Origin of the sequence: Bradyrhizobium oligotrophicum S58 (assembly GCF_000344805.1) — a bacterium.
In the GTDB taxonomy this organism is placed as follows: Bacteria; Pseudomonadota; Alphaproteobacteria; order Rhizobiales; family Xanthobacteraceae; genus Bradyrhizobium; species Bradyrhizobium oligotrophicum.
The window spans coordinates 4,048,624-4,067,995 of record NC_020453.1 but is presented as its reverse complement, the minus strand read 5'-3'; the positions used below and the strand labels follow the sequence as shown (position 1 = coordinate 4,067,995).

The 19,372-nt window shown below is 65.4% G+C and carries 18 protein-coding genes; all 18 read right to left on the bottom strand.

From position 1 onward, the window contains the following. Positions 1–49 precede the first annotated feature (49 nt). Positions 50–1,099: a substrate-binding domain-containing protein gene (locus S58_RS17425; RefSeq protein ID WP_015666665.1), complete on the bottom strand. Its 1,050-nt coding sequence runs from the start codon at positions 1,097–1,099 to the stop codon at positions 50–52. A 197-nt stretch (positions 1,100–1,296) separates the two neighbouring features. Then, on the bottom strand, positions 1,297–1,773 hold the full coding sequence (locus S58_RS17420) for a GNAT family N-acetyltransferase (RefSeq protein WP_015666664.1): 477 nt from the start codon (positions 1,771–1,773) through the stop codon (positions 1,297–1,299). A gap of 48 nt (positions 1,774–1,821) precedes the next feature. Next, positions 1,822–2,655 (bottom strand): tetratricopeptide repeat protein, encoded by an 834-nt coding sequence (locus tag S58_RS17415; RefSeq protein WP_015666663.1) that lies wholly within the window; start codon positions 2,653–2,655, stop codon positions 1,822–1,824. Beyond that, entirely contained in the window at positions 2,642–4,366 is a 1,725-nt protein-coding gene (ilvD, locus tag S58_RS17410; protein WP_015666662.1) for a dihydroxy-acid dehydratase, read from the bottom strand. The genes S58_RS17415 and ilvD overlap by 14 nt, the downstream gene beginning before the upstream one ends. A gap of 234 nt (positions 4,367–4,600) precedes the next feature. Then, positions 4,601–5,572, bottom strand: a complete 972-nt coding sequence (locus S58_RS17405; protein ID WP_042339734.1) for a tripartite tricarboxylate transporter substrate binding protein BugD — start codon at positions 5,570–5,572, stop codon at positions 4,601–4,603. Between the two features lie 90 nt (positions 5,573–5,662). Then, complete coding sequence (locus S58_RS17400; RefSeq protein WP_015666660.1) at positions 5,663–6,904, bottom strand: threonine synthase; 1,242 nt, start codon at positions 6,902–6,904, stop codon at positions 5,663–5,665. Positions 6,905–7,040: 136 nt separating this feature from the next. After that, entirely contained in the window at positions 7,041–8,462 is a 1,422-nt protein-coding gene (gene lpdA / locus S58_RS17395; RefSeq protein ID WP_015666659.1) for a dihydrolipoyl dehydrogenase, read from the bottom strand. Between the two features lie 151 nt (positions 8,463–8,613). Continuing rightward, positions 8,614–9,966 (bottom strand): pyruvate dehydrogenase complex dihydrolipoamide acetyltransferase, encoded by a 1,353-nt coding sequence (locus S58_RS17390; protein WP_015666658.1) that lies wholly within the window; start codon positions 9,964–9,966, stop codon positions 8,614–8,616. A gap of 2 nt (positions 9,967–9,968) precedes the next feature. Further along, positions 9,969–10,274 (bottom strand): DUF5076 domain-containing protein, encoded by a 306-nt coding sequence (locus S58_RS17385; RefSeq protein ID WP_015666657.1) that lies wholly within the window; start codon positions 10,272–10,274, stop codon positions 9,969–9,971. A gap of 18 nt (positions 10,275–10,292) precedes the next feature. Beyond that, on the bottom strand, positions 10,293–11,690 hold the full coding sequence (locus tag S58_RS17380) for a pyruvate dehydrogenase complex E1 component subunit beta (protein WP_015666656.1): 1,398 nt from the start codon (positions 11,688–11,690) through the stop codon (positions 10,293–10,295). 32 nt (positions 11,691–11,722) lie between these two features. Continuing rightward, positions 11,723–12,745, bottom strand: a complete 1,023-nt coding sequence (pdhA, locus tag S58_RS17375) for a pyruvate dehydrogenase (acetyl-transferring) E1 component subunit alpha (RefSeq protein ID WP_015666655.1) — start codon at positions 12,743–12,745, stop codon at positions 11,723–11,725. Between the two features lie 218 nt (positions 12,746–12,963). Next, complete coding sequence (locus S58_RS17370) at positions 12,964–13,281, bottom strand: FtsB family cell division protein (RefSeq protein ID WP_015666654.1); 318 nt, start codon at positions 13,279–13,281, stop codon at positions 12,964–12,966. 83 nt (positions 13,282–13,364) lie between these two features. Next, positions 13,365–14,072: a GNAT family N-acetyltransferase gene (locus S58_RS17365; RefSeq protein ID WP_015666653.1), complete on the bottom strand. Its 708-nt coding sequence runs from the start codon at positions 14,070–14,072 to the stop codon at positions 13,365–13,367. Between the two features lie 26 nt (positions 14,073–14,098). Then, complete coding sequence (locus tag S58_RS17360; RefSeq protein WP_015666652.1) at positions 14,099–14,890, bottom strand: aldolase; 792 nt, start codon at positions 14,888–14,890, stop codon at positions 14,099–14,101. Between the two features lie 140 nt (positions 14,891–15,030). Continuing rightward, a complete protein-coding gene (locus tag S58_RS17355; RefSeq protein WP_015666651.1) occupies positions 15,031–15,588 on the bottom strand; it encodes an NADPH-dependent FMN reductase in 558 nt (185 codons plus the stop codon). Between the two features lie 132 nt (positions 15,589–15,720). After that, on the bottom strand, positions 15,721–16,890 hold the full coding sequence (locus tag S58_RS17350; RefSeq protein WP_015666650.1) for a serine hydrolase domain-containing protein: 1,170 nt from the start codon (positions 16,888–16,890) through the stop codon (positions 15,721–15,723). Between the two features lie 218 nt (positions 16,891–17,108). Further along, entirely contained in the window at positions 17,109–18,107 is a 999-nt protein-coding gene (locus S58_RS17345; RefSeq protein ID WP_015666649.1) for an MBL fold metallo-hydrolase, read from the bottom strand. Between the two features lie 120 nt (positions 18,108–18,227). Beyond that, a complete protein-coding gene (locus S58_RS17340) occupies positions 18,228–19,367 on the bottom strand; it encodes a zinc-binding dehydrogenase (RefSeq protein ID WP_015666648.1) in 1,140 nt (379 codons plus the stop codon). Positions 19,368–19,372: the final 5 nt, after the last annotated feature.

Sequence of the window (19,372 nt, the reverse complement as noted above, 5' to 3'; positions counted from 1 at the left end):
AATTACAATATTTGAAAAGGCAAGCGATTTCTGAGACGCGCCCTGCGCGTCAGCGCGATGCCACGACCGCGAAGTCGTAGCCGTCCAGCTCGGCGAGATGGATCGGGTGGCGGCCGCCAACCACCGGCTGCGCCTCGTGGCCGCGGGCGGTGCGCCCCTGCAGCGTGCGTCCGTAGAAGCGCCTGATCTCGCGCGCATCGAAGCTCTCGGCCCGCTCGATCAGTGCGGCGAGCGCGTGGATCCCTTCGTAGCAGGACTCGCCGTAGCCGTTCGCCGGCGGTGGATTGTCGCCGAACGCGGTGTAGTAACGTTCCAGGAATGCGCCATTGTTGCGCGACCGCATGGAGGCAAAGTAGCTCGAGGCGACGAACACGTTCTCGGTCTCGCTGCTGTCGAGACCGTAGACGATGGTTTCGTCGAAGGCCGAGGAGAAGCGCAGCACATGGCGGCTGAGCCCGGCGGCGCAGAAGGCGCGGCTGAAGGCAATGCAGTCGAAGCCGAGAAAGACCGGCAGCACCACGTCGCTGCGCGTCGTCTTGATGCGGTCGAGCATCTCGTCGAAATCGTGCACGCCGACCGGCACGTAGCACTCGCCGGTGACCGTGCCGCCGAATCGCGCGATCAGCCGCCTTGCGATCTGCAGCGACGAGCGCGGCCAGATGTAGTCGTTGCCGCAGAGGAAGAAGCGCCGGGCGCGCTTACCCTCCGAGAGCCACTGGATGGCCGGCGCCAGCAACTCGTCCGCGGTCTCGCCCGTGGTCATCACGTCGCTGTTCGCCGGCAGGCCTTCGAACTGGGGCGTGTAGACGAACGGCACGCGGCCGCGCGTGGCCTTCACGACCGGGTCGCGCGCGTAGCTCGGCAGCATGCCGACGAGGCCGTCGATGGCGAGTTCATCGACCGCATCGCGCGCCGCTCGCCCCGCGCTCGCGCCGGTCGCGCCGGCATCGATGACGAGCAGTTCGACATGCCTGCGGCGGATTCCTGCGGCCCGGTTCAGCTCGGTCACGGCCAGCCGCCCACAGGCTTCGGCGGAGGGCGCCCACAACCCTGCCGAGCCGCGCTGAGGAATGATCAGACCGATCCGAACGCTGCGCAAACGTACCGCCTCTGCTGTTGCAGAGGAGTTGCACTCACGAATCGTGCCAAGTGCGATTTTTTGTTCGCGGCGTCGTTTGTGTACCAAAGATCATCGATTCCGCTCTGGGAACCGGAGGCTGGTCAAAAGAGCGGCTCGTCATCGCTCAATCGTTGGGCAGAAGCTGCCATGGCCGTGATGGCCGGCGGCTCCGCGACTCAGGGCACCGCGCCAAACACCTTGCGCATCGGATAGGAGGCTGCGGTGCCGAACTTGCCGACGGGTATGCCGACGTCGGTGTAGCCGCGGGCGAGATAGAATCGGTGCGCCGTCTCGGTGCTGAGCAGCGCGACGTCGCGGGCGCCCAAGGCCATCGCCCGGCACTCGAGCTCCGCCAGGAGGGCCGAACTGATTCCGCGAAAGCGCGCCTGGGGCGACACGTAGTTCAGGGTGATCTCGCCGGGATGCGCGAGTCCGCCGACCGCCCGAATCGCGTCCCCCTCGACAGCGACGAGCAGAGAGCGCCCTCGCCCATCGGCCCAGGCCGCGACGTTCTCCGTTGTCTTGTTGGCGAGCCAGCGGCCGAGGACCACGGGATCCCCGCGGTGATCGTCCCCGCACAATTCGGAAATCGAGGCGCGCAACACGGCGCAGGCCGCCTCGACATCGTCAGGCGTGGCATCGCGGATGATCATCGCACTCCCTCGCTTGAACGGAGGGAACGCGATGCATCCCGCTCCTGCTTACTCGCGCTTGCCCTGGACCCAGCTCTCGAGCATCTGCAGCGCCGAGGCACGGTCGTCGTCCGACGCCTTGGCGAAGGCGCGGTTGTAGCTCTCCTTGATCCAGGCTTCGTCCGGACCGGCGCTGTCGCGCGCCAGCGTCAGCCACATCAGACCGCGCGCGGCCTGGCGCGGCAGCCGGTCGCCGTTGAACAGCATCTGGCCGAGCAGCGCCTGGGCCTGATGCTGCCCCTTCTGGGCCGCGAGCCCGAGCCAGCGCGCGCCATAGCGGAAGTCGTCGCGCGAGGCATCCGCCGTCTTCAGGTAGATCCGCGCCAGATCGTACTGGGCATCGGCATTGCCGAAATAGGACGCGGCGTAGGAGAACATCTCCCGCGCACGATCCGGGTCGGCCTTCACCTTCGAGTTCGGGATGCCGCTCAGATAATAGCGACCGAGCGCCACGAAGGCATTGGCCACGATCTGCGCCTGCGGCGCCGACGGGCTATCCTCGGCATGCGCATTAGCGATGCGGCTGAAATAGTCGAAGGCGCGGATGTCATCCCGCACGACCCCATCGCCGGCGGCATACATCCGGCCGAGCTTCCATTGCGCAACCGGATGACCTTCCTCCGCCGCGTATTGCAGCGCCGTCAGGGACTGCGTCGGCGACGTCGAGGACGTCGTCGCAGGCACCGCCTTGCGCAGCGCACCGGCGCCGGATTGGGCTCCAGCCACGGGGATCGCCGGCTCCTGGTTGACCGGCGCGCCATCGAACGCGAACGACGGCGCGGCCCATGTCAGCGGGGCAACCCCCAGCATCAATGCAAAAATGATCCGATCAGATGTCCGCATAGCAATACTTCTCTTGCGCACCACCTGGATGGGTGACGGCACCCGCCACGGCCGGCCCGACCTGCTGGGCATATTTCCAAAGTGCACCTGACGTGTGATGCGTCTCACGGGGCGTCCACTTGGTCTTGCGTGTTGCCAGCTCGGCATCGCTCAACTTGACGTTAAGGATACCGGCCTCGGCGTCGATTTCGATGATGTCGCCATTCTCGACCAGGGCGATCGGCCCGCCGATGGCCGCCTCCGGTCCGATATGGCCGATGCAGAAGCCGCGGGTCGCGCCCGAGAACCGGCCATCGGTGACGAGCGCGATCTTGCCGCCCATGCCCTGCCCGGTCAGCGCCGCCGTGGTCTGCAGCATTTCCCGCATGCCCGGACCACCGCGCGGTCCCTCGTAACGAATGACGATGACTTCGCCTTCCTTGTAGGTGCGCTTCTGGACGGCCTCAAAGGCATCCTCTTCCCGATCGAAGCAGCGGGCCGGCCCAGAGAATTTCAAGTTCGACATGCCCGCGACTTTCACGATCGCGCCCTCTGGCGCGAGATTGCCTTTCAGACCGACGACACCCCCGGTTGCAGTGATCGGCTGGTCGGCCGGCCTCACCACGTCCTGGTGCGAATTCCACTTCACGCCTTTGAGGTTTTCGGCGATCGTCCGGCCGGTGACTGTGAGGCAGTCGCCGTTCAAATAGCCATGGTCGAGCAACGTCTTCATCAAGAGCGGAATGCCACCAGCCTCGAACATGTCTTTGGCGACATAGCGGCCACCCGGCTTCAAATCCGCGATATAAGGTGTCTTTTTGAAGATTTCGGCGACGTCGAATAAGTCGAACTTGATACCAGCCTCGTGCGCAATCGCAGGTAGATGCAGCGCAGCATTAGTCGATCCGCCCGATGCCGCCACGACCGCCGCCGCATTCTCCAGCGACGCCCGGGTGACGATGTCGCGGGGCCGGATGTTGGCGGCGATCAGATCCATGACCTGCTCGCCGGCGGTCATGCAGAACGCGTCACGGATCTCGTAGGGCGCGGGAGCGCCGGCCGAGTAAGGCAGCGCCAGCCCGATCGCCTCGGACACGGTCGCCATCGTATTGGCCGTGAACTGGGCGCCGCAGGCGCCGGCCGACGGACAGGCGACACGCTCGAGCTCGTCGAGATCCTCGTCGGACATCGCACCGACCGAATGCTTGCCCACGGCCTCGAACATGTCCTGCACCGTGACCTGCTGGCCGCGGAAATTGCCCGGCAGGATCGAGCCGCCATAGATGAAGATCGAGGGCACGTTGAGCCGGACCATCGCCATCATCATGCCCGGCAGCGATTTGTCGCAGCCGGCAAGGCCGACCAGCGCATCGTAGGAATGGCCGCGAATCGTCAGCTCGACCGAATCGGCGATCGCCTCGCGCGACGGCAGCGACGAGCGCATGCCGTCATGGCCCATCGCGATGCCGTCGGTCACGGTGATGGTGCAGAATTCGCGCGGCGTGCCGCCGGCATGCGCCACGCCCTTCTTGACCGCCTGGGCCTGCCGCATCAGCGCGATGTTGCAGGGCGCGGCCTCGTTCCAGCACGAGGCGACGCCGACGAAGGGCTGGTGGATCTGGGCCGTGGTAAGGCCCATCGCGTAGAGATAGGACCGATGCGGCGCACGCTCGGGCCCTTCCGTCACGTGACGGCTGGGCAGCCTGCGCTTGATGTCGGTCTTCGCGTCCATCGCTGTTCTGGCCTCCCGGTGCTCTGCTGGCGCCAAAATCCTGGAGGTGGATTTTCTGCAGCCTTGCACGCACTGGTTCTATTCTGATCAAAGTATTTCACGACCACGTGTGGCCAAAAAGCGGCGCAGTTGCGGAGCGCCCGAGATTGTTACCAAAACTTCGTAAACTGTGGCGGCCCCGCAACATTCGTGGCTTGGGCGCAACCATACCAGCACACTGGAATACCAAGCCACCTACTCGGGAGACACACCGGCCGCCTTGATCATCGGCCACCATTTGGCGATCTCGGACTTCTGCAGGGTTCCGAGCGCCTCCGGGGCAAGCTGATCCGCCGGCGGAAGCTGCAACCCCAGGTTTTTCAACTGCTTCTGCACACCCGGATCATCGAGCGCGGCGACGGCGGCCGCGTTCAGCCGGGCGACGATCTCATGGTCCGTTCCCTTCGGCAGCCACATCCCCGACCACAGCGTCATATGGAAGCCGGGCAGGCCGGCCTCGTCGGTGGTGGGAATCTCAGGGGCACCGTCGAGGCGCTTGTCGTCGGTGACGGCATAGGCGCGGATCGCGCCGGCGCGGACCTGGTTGATCGCATTCGAGGTCTGGTCGACGATGAGATCGATCTGGCCGCCGATGAGATCGTTCATCGCAGGCCCGGTGCCGCGATAGGGCACGTATTGCAGCTTGATGCCGGTGACCTGCTCGAAATACAGGCCGGCAATGTGGCTGCCCGAACCGTTGCCGGCCGTGCCCGCCGACGCGGCGCCTGGCTGCGCTTTCAACCAGGCCAGGAATTCGGCCAGCGACTTGGCCGGAATGTTGTTCCTGCTGACGATGATCATCGGATTGCTCGGCAGCAGCACCACCGGCTCGAGGTCAGCGACGAGATCGTAGCCCAGCCGGTAGACCGCGCCGTTGGCGACATGGGTGCCGAGATGGCCGAAGCTCACGGTGTAGCCGTCGGGCTTGGAGCGCACCGCACGCCCCACGCCGATCGAGCCGCCCGCTCCGGTCACGTTCTCGACCAGCACCGCCTGCCCGAGCGTCTGCTTCATGTGCTCGGCCAGGGTCCGCATCATCGCATCCGACGGCCCGCCGGCCGCGAACGGCACGATGACCGTGATCGGACGCGAGGGATAGGTGTCGGCGCCCGCTGGCAGCACCAGCGCAAGACACACAAACAGCACGGCGCAAAGAGCTCGTCGCATCACGTCCTCCCTTGTGTCGCACGCCCCGGCGACAGACGCCAATGCGTCTGCGCCGGAGCACGTACCCGAGGCCGCGGTGCTGGTTGTTAGTTAGAACTGCCCGAAATCGATCGGCTGGTGACGATCGAGCGTGCGGGTGACCGGCGGCAGCGGATATTTAAGTCCTGTCGCGCAATTGAACAGCATGACGCGATCGTTTTTCGTCACGCGTCCGTCGGCGAGGCTCTGCTTGTAGGCGGCGTAGGTCGCCGCGCCTTCCGGGCACAACAGCAGCCCCTCCTCGCGCGCGACTTCGGTGAGCGCAGATGAAATCTTCTCGTCATCGACCGCAATGGCGAAACCTTTGCTCTCGCGCACCGCCCGCAGGATGAGAAAATCCCCGACGGCCTGCGGCACGCGGATGCCGGACGCGATGGTGTGAGCATCCTCCCAGCGGGTCGCATGCTCGACGCCCGCTTCGAACGCGCGCACCATCGGCGCGCAGCCTGAGGCCTGCACCGCGACCATGCGCGGCCGTTTTGATCCAATGAACCCAATTTTCTCGAGTTCGTCGAACGCCTTCCACATGCCGATCAGGCCGGTGCCGCCGCCGGTCGGATAGAAGATGACGTCGGGCACGTCCCAGCCGAGCTGCTCGGCGAGCTCGAGCCCCATCGTCTTCTTGCCCTCGATGCGATACGGCTCCTTCAAGGTCGACGTGTCGAACCAGCCGACCTTGGCCTTGCCTTCGCCGACGATCTTGCCGCAATCATCGATGAGGCCGTTGACGCGGTACACGGTCGCGCCCTGCAGCTCGATCTCGCTGACGTTGACCTCCGGCGTATCGGCCGGGCAGAAGATCGTGGTCTTGATGCCGCAGGACGTCGCGTAGGCCGCGAGCGCAGCACCTGCATTTCCATTGGTCGGCATCGCCATGTGCTTGATGCCGAGCGCCTTGCCCATCGACACCGCCATCACCAGACCGCGCGCCTTGAACGAGCCGGTCGGCAGCCGTCCCTCGTCTTTCACGATGATCTCGCCGCCGCCGAGCTTCTTGCCGAGCTTGGGCAACGCGATCAGCGGCGTCATGACCTCGCCGAGGCTGACGATGTCCTGGCACTTGCGCACCGGCAGCAGCTCGCGATAGCGCCACAAGTCGGCGGGCCGCTGCGCCAGCGCGTCCTTCGTGAGCGCCTGCTTCACGCCAGCGAGATCGTAGCGCACCAGCAGCGGCTTGCCGGCCTTGGAGAGATTGTGGATCTGGTCCGCCGGATAATGATCGCCCTCCATCGCGCATTCGAGATGCGTGACAAAGGTCGGGCGTTCGATGGTGAGGTTGTCGCTGGATTTCACGGAAACAGACCTTCAGGGCTAAGGCAACTATCTTGCTCCGGCGTCATTGCGAGCGAAGCGAAGCAATCCAGAACTGCATCCGCGGAAAGACACCTGGATTGCTTCGTCGCTTCGCTCCTCGCAATGACGACGGAGCTCACATGTTCAGCACGCGACCGTAAGCGTCGAGCACGGCTTCCTTCATCATCTCCGACAAGGTCGGATGCGGGAAGACCGTGTGCATCAGCTCCTCCTCGGTGGTCTCGAGGTTCATCGCCACGACATAACCCTGGATCAGCTCGGTGACCTCGGCGCCGACCATGTGGGCGCCGATCAGCTGCCCCGTCTTCTTGTCGAAGATCACCTTGACCAGGCCCTGGTCCTCGCCGAGCGCGATCGCCTTGCCGTTGCCGACGAAGGGGAAGCGGCCGACCCGGATGTCGCGGCCCTGCTCCTTCGCCTTGGCCTCGGTGAGACCCACGGATGCCACCTGCGGATGGCAATAGGTGCAGCCTGGAATGAGGTTCTTGTCCATGGCGTGCGGATGCAGGCCCTTGATCGCCTCGATGCAGACCACGCCCTCATGCTCGGCCTTGTGCGCCAGCATCGGCGGTCCGGCGACGTCGCCGATGGCGTAGATGCCGGGCACGTTGGTCTTGCCATAGCCGTCGATGACGACACAGCCGCGATCGGTCTTCACGCCCAATTTCTCGAGCCCGAGATTCTCGATGTTGCCGACCACGCCGACCGCCGAGATCACGCGCTCGAACTCGACCGCCTCGGTCTTGCCCTTGCCGTCGTCGATCGTCGCGACCACGCTGTCGCTCTTCTTGTCCAGCTTGGTGACCTTGGCCCCGGTCATGATCTTGAGGCCCTGCTTCTCCAGCTGCTTGCGGGCGATGCCGGCGATCTCGGCGTCCTCGACGGGCAGGATCTGCGGCAGCACCTCGACCACCGTCACCTCGGAGCCCATGGTGCGGAAGAACGACGCGAACTCGATGCCGATCGCGCCGGAGCCGACCACCAGCAGCGACTTCGGCATCTTGTCCGGCACCATCGCCTCGAAATAGGTCCAGACCAGCTTCTTGTCGGGCTCGAGGCCCGGCAGCACGCGCGGCCGCGCGCCGGTCGCTACGATGATATGCTTGGCCTGGTAGACGCCCTCGCCCAGCGTCCCCTTCGGCGCCTCGACGTCGGACTTGGTCACCGTGATCTTGCCGGGCGCGTCGATCGCGGCCTTGCCCCAGATCACCTGGACCTTGTTCTTCTTCATCAGGAAGCCGACGCCGTCGTTCAGCCGCTTCGACACGCCGCGCGAGCGCTGCACCACCGCCTTCGGATCGTAGGAGATCTTCTCGGCCGACAGGCCATAGTCCTTGGCGTGCTGCATATAGTGATAGATCTCGGCCGAGCGTAGCAGCGCCTTGGTCGGGATGCAGCCCCAGTTCAGGCAGATGCCGCCGAGATAGGACTTCTCGATGATCGCGGTCTTGAAGCCCAGCTGCGCCGCGCGGATTGCGGTGACGTAGCCGCCCGGGCCGGAGCCGATGATGATGACGTCGAAGGATGTGTCGGCCATGGCTATGCAATCATTCTCATCGTTAGCCGGGTCAGTCGAACTCTCTCCGTCATTGCGAGGAGCGTCAGCGACGAAGCAATCCAGGGTTCCGGCGGGACTCTGGATTGCTTCGCTGCGCTCGCAATGACGACGGATGCGGTTGCTGCGTGGCTCACACCATCATCATCACGGGGTTCTCGATCAGCTGCTTGAAGGCGCCGATCAGCTCGGCGCCGAGCGCGCCGTCGATCGCGCGATGATCGCACGACAGGGTCACGCTCATCATGCTCGCGATCTCGATCTTGCCGTTGCGCACCACGGGGCGTTCCTCCGAGGTGCCGACCGCGAGGATCGTCGCATGCGGCGGATTGATCACCGCCGTGAAGTGCGTGATGCCGTACATGCCGAGGTTCGACACCGCCGTGGTGCCGCCCTGATACTCCTCCGGCTTCAGCTTGCGCGAGCGGGCGCGCGCGGCAAAATCCTTCATCTCGCCCGAGATCGCCGACAGCGTCTTGGTCTCGGCCTTGCGGATGATGGGCGTGATCAGGCCGCCCGGCATGGCGACCGCGACGCCGACGTCGGAATGCTTGTGCTTGACCATGCCGCCTTCGGTCCAGCTGACGTTGCAGTTCGGGATCCGCTGCAGCGCCACTGCCATCGCCTTGATGACGAAGTCGTTGACCGAGAGCTTGTAGAGCGGCTTCTTCTCCTTGTCCTTTGGAGCGGCCGCATTGATCTCCTCGCGGGCGGCAAGCAGCTTACCGATGTCGCAGTCGATCGTCAGGTAGAAGTGCGGGACGGTCTGCGTCGCCGCGGTCAGGCGCTGCGCGATGGTGCGGCGCATGCCATCATGCGGGATGATGTCGTAGGAGCCGGGCTCGAACAGCGCCAGGATCTGCTTGTCGGACATCGAGGGCGCCACTGCGGGGGCGCCGGCAGCGGGAGCAGCCGACGGCGCGGCCTTGAGGCCCTTGCCCGACTTCGCCTCGTCGACGTCGCGCGCGATGACGCGGCCATGCGGACCAGTGCCCGTGATGCGGCCGAGATCGATGCCGGCATCCCTCGCGAGACGGCGCGCCAGCGGTGACGAGAACACGCGGGTCTGGCCGTTCAGCTGCGGAGCAGCGGCGGGCACCGGTGCAGCCGCAGCTGCGGCCGGCTTCGGCGCGGGTGCCGCGGCCGGTGCAGCTGCCGCAGCGGGAGCGGCCGACGCCGTGGGCTTGGCCTCGGGCTTGGGAGCCGGTGCAGCGGGCGCGCTGCCGGCGGCCTTGACGTCCTCGCCCTCACCCGCAAGCACCGCGATCACGTCGTTGACCGGGACGTCCTGCGTGCCTTCGGGCACCAGGATCTTGGCGAGCGTGCCCTCGTCGACCGCCTCGACTTCCATCGTGGCCTTGTCGGTCTCGATCTCGGCGATGACCTCGCCGGACTTGACCTGGTCGCCTTCCTTTTTGAGCCAACGAGCAAGGTTACCCTTCTCCATCGTCGGCGACAGCGCGGGCATCAGAATGTTGATCGGCATGATCAGTGACCTTGTTTCGACCTGGGGCTGGTGGTGCCCGTATCGGTCGGCCGAGCCAGCTCGGCTTCGAACATCTCGACGATACGCTGCAGCGCTTCGTCTTCGGAATAGTCGCTCTCGCGCGCATAGGCGCGCGCAGCATGGCGGGCGACGTCGACCAGGAGCAGCCCCCACACGTCAGGCTCCTCGAACGCGCGCTGGAAGGCGATCGAGAGCCCGCCATCGAGCACGAAGGCGCGCAACACTTCGGTGGCGTCCTCGCGGCCGATCACGTCGGGCGGCAGCGGCTGCTCCTTGGGTCCTGCCATCTCGGATTCCCCGGCGTCTTAGCGGTAGCAGACGGACTTGGCGGCCTGCACGACCTCCGCAACCGACGGCAGCGCGAGCTTCTCGAGGTTCGCCGCGTAGGGCATCGGCACGTCCTTGCCGGAGACGCGCGCGACCGGCGCATCGAGATAGTCGAAGGCGTGCTCCATGATGCGCGCGGCGATCTCGGCGCCGACGCCGCTCTGCGCCCAGCCCTCTTCCACCGTGACCGCGCGGCTGGTCTTCTTGACCGACGCAATGATGGTCTCGGTGTCCATCGGACGCAGCGTGCGCAGGTCGATCACCTCGGCCTCGATGCCCTCCTTGGCAAGTTCGTCGGCGGCCTTGAGCGCGTAGGTCATGCCGTTCGACCAGGAGATGATGGTGACGTCCTTGCCTGATCGGGCGATGCGCGCCTTGCCGATCGGAATCACGTAGTCGTCGAGCTTCGGCACCTCGCCGGAGTGACCGTAGAGCACCTCGTTCTCGAGGAAGATCACCGGATTCGGATCGCGGATCGCAGCCTTCAGCAGGCCCTTGGCATCGGCCGCAGAATACGGCGCGACCACCTTCAGACCCGGCACGTGCGAGTACCAGGACGAATAGTCCTGGCTATGCTGCGCGGCGACACGCGCGGCAGCGCCATTGGGACCACGGAACACGATCGAGCAGCCCATCTGGCCACCGGACATGTACAAGGTCTTGGCCGCGGAGTTGATGATCTGGTCGATCGCCTGCATGGCGAAGTTGAAGGTCATGAATTCGACGATCGGCTTGAGGCCGGCCATCGCAGCACCAACGCCGATGCCGGCGAAGCCATGCTCGGTGATCGGCGTGTCCATGACGCGGCGCGCACCGAACTCCTGCAGCAGGCCCTGGGTCACCTTGTAGGCGCCCTGATATTCAGCGACTTCCTCGCCCATGATGAAGACGTCGCCGTCGCGGCGCATCTCCTCGGCCATGGCGTCGCGCAGCGCCTCGCGGATGGTCTGCGTCACCATCTCGGTGCCGGCCGGCACTTCAGGATCAGGCTCGGCCACGCTCTGCGGCGCGGCGACGCCGGTTGGCGCCGGCGAGGCCGGCATCGCGGCGGCAGGCTCGGCCGGCGGCGCCGACTGCGCGGCCTTCATCTCGGCGGCAGGTGCCGCGGCCTTGCCAAGGTCAGCGGCGCTCTCGCCGTCGGCGAGAATGGTCGCGATCGGCGTGTTGACCGCGACGTCGGCGGTGCCTTCGGGGATCAGGATCTTGCCGAGGGTGCCCTCATCGGTCGCCTCGACTTCCATGGTGGCCTTGTCGGTCTCGATCTCGGCGATCACGTCGCCGGACTTGATCGTCTCGCCTTCCTTCTTCAGCCATTTGGCGAGGTTGCCCTTCTCCATCGTGGGCGACAGCGCAGGCATCAAAACTTGAATAGGCATATCAGCTCCAGAGAAAACAGCTTGCGCGCGCTTCAGCGGTAGACGTCGGTATAGAGCTCGGCGACATCCGGCTCGGGATCGGCCTGGGCGAAATCGGCGGCCTCGTTGACGATCTTGCGCACGTCGGCATCGATCGTCTTGAGATCCTGCTCGCTGACCTTGGCGGCCAGCAGGCGGTTGCGCACCTGCTCGATCGGATCCTGGTCGTGACGGACCTTCTCGACCTCCTCGCGGGTGCGGTACTTGGCCGGGTCCGACATCGAGTGACCGCGATAGCGGTAGGTCTGCATCTCGAGAATGTAGGGCCCCTTGCCCTCGCGGCACCAGGCGACCGCCTTCTCGCCGGCGGCCTTCACGGCGCGGACGTCCATGCCGTCGACCTGCTCGCCCGGGATGTTGAATGAGATGCCGCGCTTGGAGAAGTCGGTCTGCGCCGAGGCGCGCGACACCGCCGTGCCCATCGCATAGCGGTTGTTCTCGATGACGTAGATCACCGGCAGCTTCCAGAGCTCCGCCATGTTGAAGCTCTCATAGACCTGGCCCTGATTGGCCGCGCCGTCGCCGAAATAGGCGATGCTGACCGAGTCGTTGCCGCGATAGCGGTTGGCGAGCGCGAGGCCCGTGCCGAGCGACACCTGCGCGCCGACGATGCCGTGGCCGCCGAAGAAGTTCTTCTCCATGCTGAACATGTGCATGGAGCCGCCCTTGCCCTTGGAGTAGCCGCCGCGGCGTCCCGTCAGCTCGGCCATGACGCCCTTGGCGTCCATGCCGGTCGCCAGCATGTGGCCGTGATCGCGATAGCCGGTGATGACCTGATCGCCCGGCTTGAGCGCCATCTGCATGCCGACGACCACGGCCTCCTGGCCGATATAGAGATGGCAGAAGCCGCCGATCGCACCCATGCCATAAAGCTGACCCGCCTTCTCCTCAAAGCGACGGATCAGCAGCATGTCGCGCAGCGCAGCCAATTCCTGTTCTCTGGTGAATTCCGGCGGCGGGCCGCTGTCTCTGTCCTGCCCGTGTTCCTTTGCGGCGGTCTTCTTGGGTGCGGCCATGGCAATTCCGGATGAGAGAAAAAGTAGTTCTCTCTAGCTCAACTCCAAGGGACGTAAAAGGACTGCGTGACATCGCGCCTCTTCCGCCGCGGCATTGCTTTGCCGCACTGCAACGAAGCGCGAAATATTCAACATCGATATCGAGGATTTTTGAAATTTGACGCGCCCGCCCGTCAAAAACTGTGCAACGTCGGGCTATCCGCCGCGACGTCGCCAGGTCACTGCGGCCGGTTGATCCGGATCAAATCGTGCGGGTTGGCATAGCCGAGCTGGAAGCGCGCACGCTCGTCCAGCATGTCCGGGTCGACCCGATCGGAGCGCAGCAGCGACACCCGCTTCTCGCCCTCCGTCCGCTCCTGCTTGAGACGGGCGAGTTCGGAGGTCAGCGCGATGATCTCCTGGTCGAGCTCCTGGCGCGCATTCAGGCCGTAGCGGCCGGTGTAGGCGTTGACGCCGAAATAGCCGATGATGGCCGCCGCCATCGTGTAGAGGGCGAGCCCCGTCAGGAAGGATTTGAGCCGCGCGCGGGAGACCATGGGCGGGAAGATGGGACGGCTTGGTTAAGGATTCGCTAAGCCTGCGCGGCGCGGCTTCCTTCCGACGCTCCCATGACCTGAGGCTAGCGATCGGAGGGACGAAGCACCGTGAAACACAAGGTGGTTCGCGACATGAAACCGAGGCGCTCGTAAAGCGCGATCGCCGCATGATTGTCGTCGATGACGTGGAGAAACGGCGTCTCGCCCCTGCCCCTGATGGCTGTCATCAGGTCGGTGATGAGCCGTTGGGCATAGCCGCGGCCGCGATAGTCCGGATGGACGCAGACCGCGCTGATTTCCGTGAAACCGTCGAGGCGCATGCGCTCCCCGGCCATGGCGGCCAGGCGCTGGCCGTCGCGGATGCCGATGTAGCGCCCGAGCTCATGGGTCCTGGCCAGGAACGGGCCCGGCTTGGTCAGCGCGGTCAGCTCCAGCATCGCCGGAATGTCGCGCTGGTCGAGCATCTCGATCACGGCATCCCCAACGGGGTCCACCGCCTCGACCGCAACCATCTGGCGGACGCTGGCGCTGAAGCGGGCATCGAGGCCGTGCAGGTCGACCGGAGGAGCGGGAGTCACGATCGCAACCACGTCCTTCTTGGCGAGGTCGGCGAGCTCCGACCACGCGGCGTCGCTGTCGTCCGACATGGCGGCAAATGGCGCAATCGCCGCCGGATAACGACGGGCATGCGCGGCGCCCTCTGCAAGCGCCCGGTGCCCGCTGGTCAAGGCCGACCAGACCGGGCGATCCAGCGCTGCACGGTGTTCGGCAGAGAGATCCAATGTCGGCATCGAACCAGTCTCCAGGCAATCAGTCCTCAGCTCCGGTAGATCGGCTCCTCCAAGTCGAGCATGCGCTTGACGGCCTCGAGGTGCAACCGAGCCGATTCCGCATCGCCCTCCCGCATCTGGCGAGCGGCGGCTTGCGCGATTGCCGGCTCAACCGCGACGACCTTGCGGCTGGTCGACAGCGCCAGGCACTGCACCTGGCAGGCGCGCTCGAGATAATACAGATCGTCCCAGGCCTCGGCGATCGTCGGCGCCAGAACCATCACGCCGTGATGTTTCATGAAGATGATGTCGGCGTCACCGATCGCCCCGGCGATCCGATCGCCTTCCCGCTCGTCCAGCGCCAGGCCATTGTAGTTTTCGTCGACGGCCGTACGGCCATAGAATTTCAGCGCGGTCTGCCCGGCGAAGATCAGCGGGTCGCCTTCGGTCATGGACAGCGCCGTCGCATAGGGCATGTGGGTATGGAACGCGACCTTGGCGCGCGGCAGCGCCTTGTGGATGCGGGCGTGGATGTAGAACGCGGTCGCCTCCGGGCGGCCGTCGCCGGCAATGACGTTGCCGTCGAAATCACACACCAGGAGATGCGACGCGGTCAGCTCGCGAAAGGCGTAGCCATAGGGATTGACGATGAAGAGGTCGTCGTAACCGGGCACCATGGCCGAGAAGTGGTTGCAGATGCCCTCCTCGAGCCCGTGACGCGCGGCCATCCGGAAGCAGGCGGCGAGATCGATCCGCGCCTGCCAGATCGCCTCGGAGTCCAGATCCGGCTGGTTCGGCCCCGGCTTCGGCGAGCTGGCTGACGTGAATGAATGGGCCATCATGTGTCCTTGGATCGCGCGTCGTTGCGCGGGTGACCGGCGTCGTCTTGAAACCGATCGGGCAAGGCGCGTCAACGCCCTGCCCTGCTGTGCAAACATCTGGCCCCGCCCGATTTCCGCGCGCGGGGCGGCGGACGATCTCAGCCGTTCTGCTTGGCCACGAAGACCGCGAAGGCCTCGAGATATTGCTGCAGCACGGCCTTGAGCGAGTCCTTGACCAGCTCACCGTTGTCGCCGAATGCGTCGCTGACGTGGTTCAGATAGATCTCCGGCTGGCCCATGATCGGGCCGGAGATGCCCGGCATGATGTTCTGCAGATGCTTGGCGGCGGCGACGCCACCGAGCGGGCTCGGCGAATTGGAAATGATGCCGACCGGCTTGCCCAGGAACGAACTGTGCCCATACGGGCGCGAGGCGACGTCGATCGCGTTCTTCAGCACGCCGGGAATCGAGCGGTTGTATTCGGGCGTCAGAACGAGGACGCCGTTCGAGGCCTTCAGCTTGTCGCGCAGCGCCAGCCAGTCGGCCGGCGGATTGGCTTCGAGATCCTGGTTGAAGAACGACAGGCCATTCAGCATGGTGACGTCGATCCTCAGGCTCGCGGGCGCGAGCTTGGCGAGTGCATTGGCGATCTTCAGGGTGAAGCTCTCCTTGCGGAGACTGCCGACGAGGGCGACGATGGAATACGGGGCGGGCATGCGGGCATCCTTTGCAAGGGAACGTGAGGGGGCACTTAAGACACATGGGCAAGACCATGCAAGTGCATGAAAACAGCGTCTCGCGAAACTCAGCGTTTCATCGCGAGAAACGCTCCAATGTTCCGGGCGAGCTCAAGCCGTGGCTTTGAGGCAGCGGGCAAATTCGGCGACCGCCTGATGCGTAAGCCAGATCGATTGCCCGTCGACCGGCTGCGCCCAGGACGAGACCTTGGCGATCACGATGCCGTTGGCGGCATCGACGAACAGGTTCTGGCCGTGAATGCCCATCGCGAACATCAGCTGCGGCGCGTCGTCAATGACGTACCAGCCGCTGCGATAGTGCATGTTCCGGCTGATGGCGGCAAAACTGTCGCGCCATTGGCCGTCGCGCCACGCCTGCGCATCGCCATTGTGCCTGACGTCGTCGAGCCAGCCCTCGGGGATGATCGTTTGCGAGCCGCGCCGGCCGCCTGAGAGCACGAGCTGGCCCAGACGGGCGAAATCCCGCAGGGTGGTGCAAAAGCCGCCGGTGCAGCGCGGGGCGCCCCTGCGATCCACCGTGATGAAGGTCTCGCCGCTCGCCCCCATCGGCTTCCACAGCAAGGTGCCGACGAGGCTGGCGAAGCTGCGGCCGGTGGCGCGCTCGATGACCCAGCCGAGCAGATCGGTATTCGCGGAGACGTAGCTGAACGGGCCGCCATGCGGCGTGGCCTGCGCGCGCATGGTCTCGTAGAAGCCGTGCAGGTTCGGTGTCGTGCCGGGTGCGACCGGCTCCCAGCCGCTGGCATCGGCATAGGCCTGCAAGCCGCTACCGTCGAGCACGACGCCGGCACGCATGTCCAGGAGCTGCCGGATCGTGGCACCCTGATAGGCCGTAGCCGCCACTTCCGGCACGTAGCGCGTGACCTCGGCGTCGACATCGAGCTCACCGCGGCCGGCCAGGATGCCCACCATCAGGCCCGTGATCGACTTGGTCGCGGACATCAGGATGTGCGGCGTGTCGCGGTCGGTGCCGCCATCATAGAATTCGAACACGATGCGGCCATCGTGCAGGATCAGCAGCCCGTCGGTCGCTGTCGCCTTCAGGAAGCCGTCGAGATCGAGCGTGCCGCCCTTGGGCAGCCGCAGTCTGAAATCATCGAATGAGTCCGGACTTGCCGGCAGCGCCCAGGCGCTGCCCGGCGCGCTCTCGATGTCGGCGACCGGCAGGATCGCGCGGATGTTATGGAAGGCCCAGCGGCTGAACGGCGCGGTGCGCCAGTTGGAGAGATCAGCGCTGGAGGGAGGGAGATCGGTCGACATGCAAGGCCCTGCGGAATCCTGGAGATGCTCGACATAGGCGTTCGCGGGAGCGGCGGAAAGCCCGACATTTCGCATATGCAAAAAAACAAGCAGGCCGCCCGGAGGCGACCCGCTGGGAAAAACTCTCTCCGTCATTGCGAGGAGCGAAGCGACGAAGCAATCCAGAGTCCCGACCGAGCCCTGGATTGCTTCGCTTCGCTCGCAATGACGGAAAATCCCTAGATCACCGGATTCCACGGCGCCGGGATCAGCCGGTACTTGGCGCCGTCCTTCTCGACATAGCCGATCGACGGGAACGAGAAGTGGAAGCCGATCACCTTGGCCTTCTCGGCCGCTGCCATGTCGTAGAATTTATGCCGCGTCGCCTGCGCCATCTCGGCGTCGGTGTCGAACATCACGTGCCAATCCGGGTTGCGCAGGAACAGCTCGGGGACGTTGGTGACGTCGGCCTGGATCAGGACCTTGGCGTTGCCGGAGGCGACGGCGAAGGACGTATGACCCGGCGTGTGACCGGGCGTGCCGAGCGCGGTGATCCCCGGCGCGACCTCCTTGTCCCACTCATATTGCGTGACCTTGCTCTCGAGTCCGCCGAACACCTTCTTGAAGTTCGCGAAGTTGCCCTTCATCAGCTCCGATGCGGCCTTGGCGGCGTTGTCGTCGCTCGCCCAGAACTCCCATTCCTTGGCGGGCACCTTGATCTCCGCGTTCGGGAACGCCAGCGAGCCGTCGGCGAGCTTGATGCCGTTGATGTGGTCGCCATGCATGTGCGAAAGCACGACGATGTCGATGCTCTTCGGGTCGACGCCGGCGGCCGCGAGGTTCTGCAAGGTGCGGCCGACCGCGCCCTTGCTCGGCTCGAGGTTGGCGACGCCATTGCCGGCATCGATCAGGATCAGCTTCGAGCCGGTGTTGATCAGCTGCGGATTGAAGGGGATCGTGATCATGCCCTTCGGCATGTAGGCGCTTTCCGCGGCTGCGAGCGCATCGTCCTTGGCCGTGTTGACGACGAACTTGTCCGGCATCGGGAAGGTGCGCGCGCCGTCATTGATCGAGGTGCATTCGTAGTCGCCGACCTTGTAGCGGTAGAAGCCGGGCGCCTGCGCACCAGCGGGTGCAACCGCCGCGCGTGCTTCGCCGCCGGCCAGCGAGGGCAAGGTGCCGGCAGCCCCCGCGAGGGCCGCACCAGCCAGAAATCGACGCCGATCCAATTGGGTCATGACAGAGCTCTCCTCAAACTATCAGCGGCCAACACCGCCCCCCGAACCAAAACGGGCGGATTTTCTCCGGCCGCAGGCCAAACGCAAGCCTGACCGCAACGTCCGGGGAGCGACGTTAGGTCACTTATCTTTGTTGGGGTCGATGAGGAATTTTTCGCCGGTGGCCCGTTTGGCGTACGCGGCGAGGTTGGCCGGATCGAGTGCCTCGGTCAGCGAGACCACCTTGGTGTAGTGGCTGGCGAAGGTGGTCTTGAGCTCGTCGACGACGCGCTGGCGCAGCCGCTCGGTATCCGCCTTGCCGATCTTCATCAGGAACGGAAACAGCAGCCAGCCGCCGACGCTCCAGGTCATGCCGAAGCCGCGGGTGATCTCGGTCGGGCGCGTGTCCAGGCCGCCGTAGATGTAGACCTGCTTGTGCACGTTGGAGCCGTAGCGGCTGTAGGGATGCTTGCCGGACTTGTTGATCGCGGCTTCCATCGCGTTCAGGATCTGGCCGGCGAGCTTGCCACCGCCGATCGCGTCGAAGGCGATGGTGGCGCCGGTCTCGACCAGCGCCGCGATCAGGTCGTCCATGAAGGTCGGCGAGGTCGAATCCACCACGTATTTGGCGCCGAGGCCGCGCAGGATCTCCGCCTGGGCTGCACTGCGCACGATGTTGACGAGCGCAATGCCGTCCTTGAGGCAGATCTTGTTGAGCATCTGCCCGAGGTTCGACGCCGCCGCGGTATGCACCAGCGCGGTATGGCCTTCGCGCCGCATCGTCTCGGTCATGCCGAGCGAGGTCAGCGGATTGACGAAGCAGGAGGCGCCCTCGGCCGGCGTCGTGCCCGCCGGCAACGGCAGGCACTCGGAGACCTTGAGGCAGCGATACTGGCTGTACATCGCACCGCCGATCGCCGCGACCGTCCGCCCCATCAGCGCCTTGGCGGCGTCCGACGACCCGGTCTTGACCACGACGCCGGCGCCCTCGTTGCCGATCGGCATCGACTCGTCCACGCGGGCGGCCATCGCCCGCATGCCTGCTTCCGGCACCTTGGCCGTGATCACCGGCCGGTCCTTGGTGCCGGACGCCTGCATGGTGGACAGATCAGCGGCGCCGACGAGGAGGCCGAGATCCGACGGATTGATCGGCGCCGCCTCGATGCGGACGACAACCTCGTCCGGCCCGGGCTCAGGGGTCGGCACGTCGACCAGCGAGAGCTCGAGCTCACCGCTGCGCTTGATCAGCGTCCGCAATTGCAGGCCTGTCTCGACACCCATGCGTG

What these genes read in the sequence shown, in the direction of transcription:
- S58_RS17390 (WP_015666658.1), bottom strand. Translation starts at nt 9,966, where the DNA reads ATGCCGATCAACATTCTGATGCCCGCGCTGTCGCCGACGATGGAGAAG.
- S58_RS17380 (WP_015666656.1), bottom strand. Translation starts at nt 11,690, where the DNA reads ATGCCTATTCAAGTTTTGATGCCTGCGCTGTCGCCCACGATGGAGAAG.
- pdhA (WP_015666655.1), bottom strand. Translation starts at nt 12,745, where the DNA reads ATGGCCGCACCCAAGAAGACCGCCGCAAAGGAACACGGGCAGGACAGA.
- S58_RS17420 (WP_015666664.1), bottom strand. Translation starts at nt 1,773, where the DNA reads ATGATCATCCGCGATGCCACGCCTGACGATGTCGAGGCGGCCTGCGCC.
- S58_RS17350 (WP_015666650.1), bottom strand. Translation starts at nt 16,890, where the DNA reads ATGTCGACCGATCTCCCTCCCTCCAGCGCTGATCTCTCCAACTGGCGC.
- S58_RS17355 (WP_015666651.1), bottom strand. Translation starts at nt 15,588, where the DNA reads ATGCCCGCCCCGTATTCCATCGTCGCCCTCGTCGGCAGTCTCCGCAAG.
- S58_RS17370 (WP_015666654.1), bottom strand. Translation starts at nt 13,281, where the DNA reads ATGGTCTCCCGCGCGCGGCTCAAATCCTTCCTGACGGGGCTCGCCCTC.
- S58_RS17345 (WP_015666649.1), bottom strand. Translation starts at nt 18,107, where the DNA reads ATGACCCAATTGGATCGGCGTCGATTTCTGGCTGGTGCGGCCCTCGCG.
- S58_RS17415 (WP_015666663.1), bottom strand. Translation starts at nt 2,655, where the DNA reads ATGCGGACATCTGATCGGATCATTTTTGCATTGATGCTGGGGGTTGCC.
- S58_RS17405 (WP_042339734.1), bottom strand. Translation starts at nt 5,572, where the DNA reads ATGCGACGAGCTCTTTGCGCCGTGCTGTTTGTGTGTCTTGCGCTGGTG.
- S58_RS17360 (WP_015666652.1), bottom strand. Translation starts at nt 14,890, where the DNA reads ATGGCCCATTCATTCACGTCAGCCAGCTCGCCGAAGCCGGGGCCGAAC.
- S58_RS17365 (WP_015666653.1), bottom strand. Translation starts at nt 14,072, where the DNA reads ATGCCGACATTGGATCTCTCTGCCGAACACCGTGCAGCGCTGGATCGC.
- lpdA (WP_015666659.1), bottom strand. Translation starts at nt 8,462, where the DNA reads ATGGCCGACACATCCTTCGACGTCATCATCATCGGCTCCGGCCCGGGC.
- ilvD (WP_015666662.1), bottom strand. Translation starts at nt 4,366, where the DNA reads ATGGACGCGAAGACCGACATCAAGCGCAGGCTGCCCAGCCGTCACGTG.
- S58_RS17340 (WP_015666648.1), bottom strand. Translation starts at nt 19,367, where the DNA reads ATGGGTGTCGAGACAGGCCTGCAATTGCGGACGCTGATCAAGCGCAGC.
- S58_RS17385 (WP_015666657.1), bottom strand. Translation starts at nt 10,274, where the DNA reads ATGGCAGGACCCAAGGAGCAGCCGCTGCCGCCCGACGTGATCGGCCGC.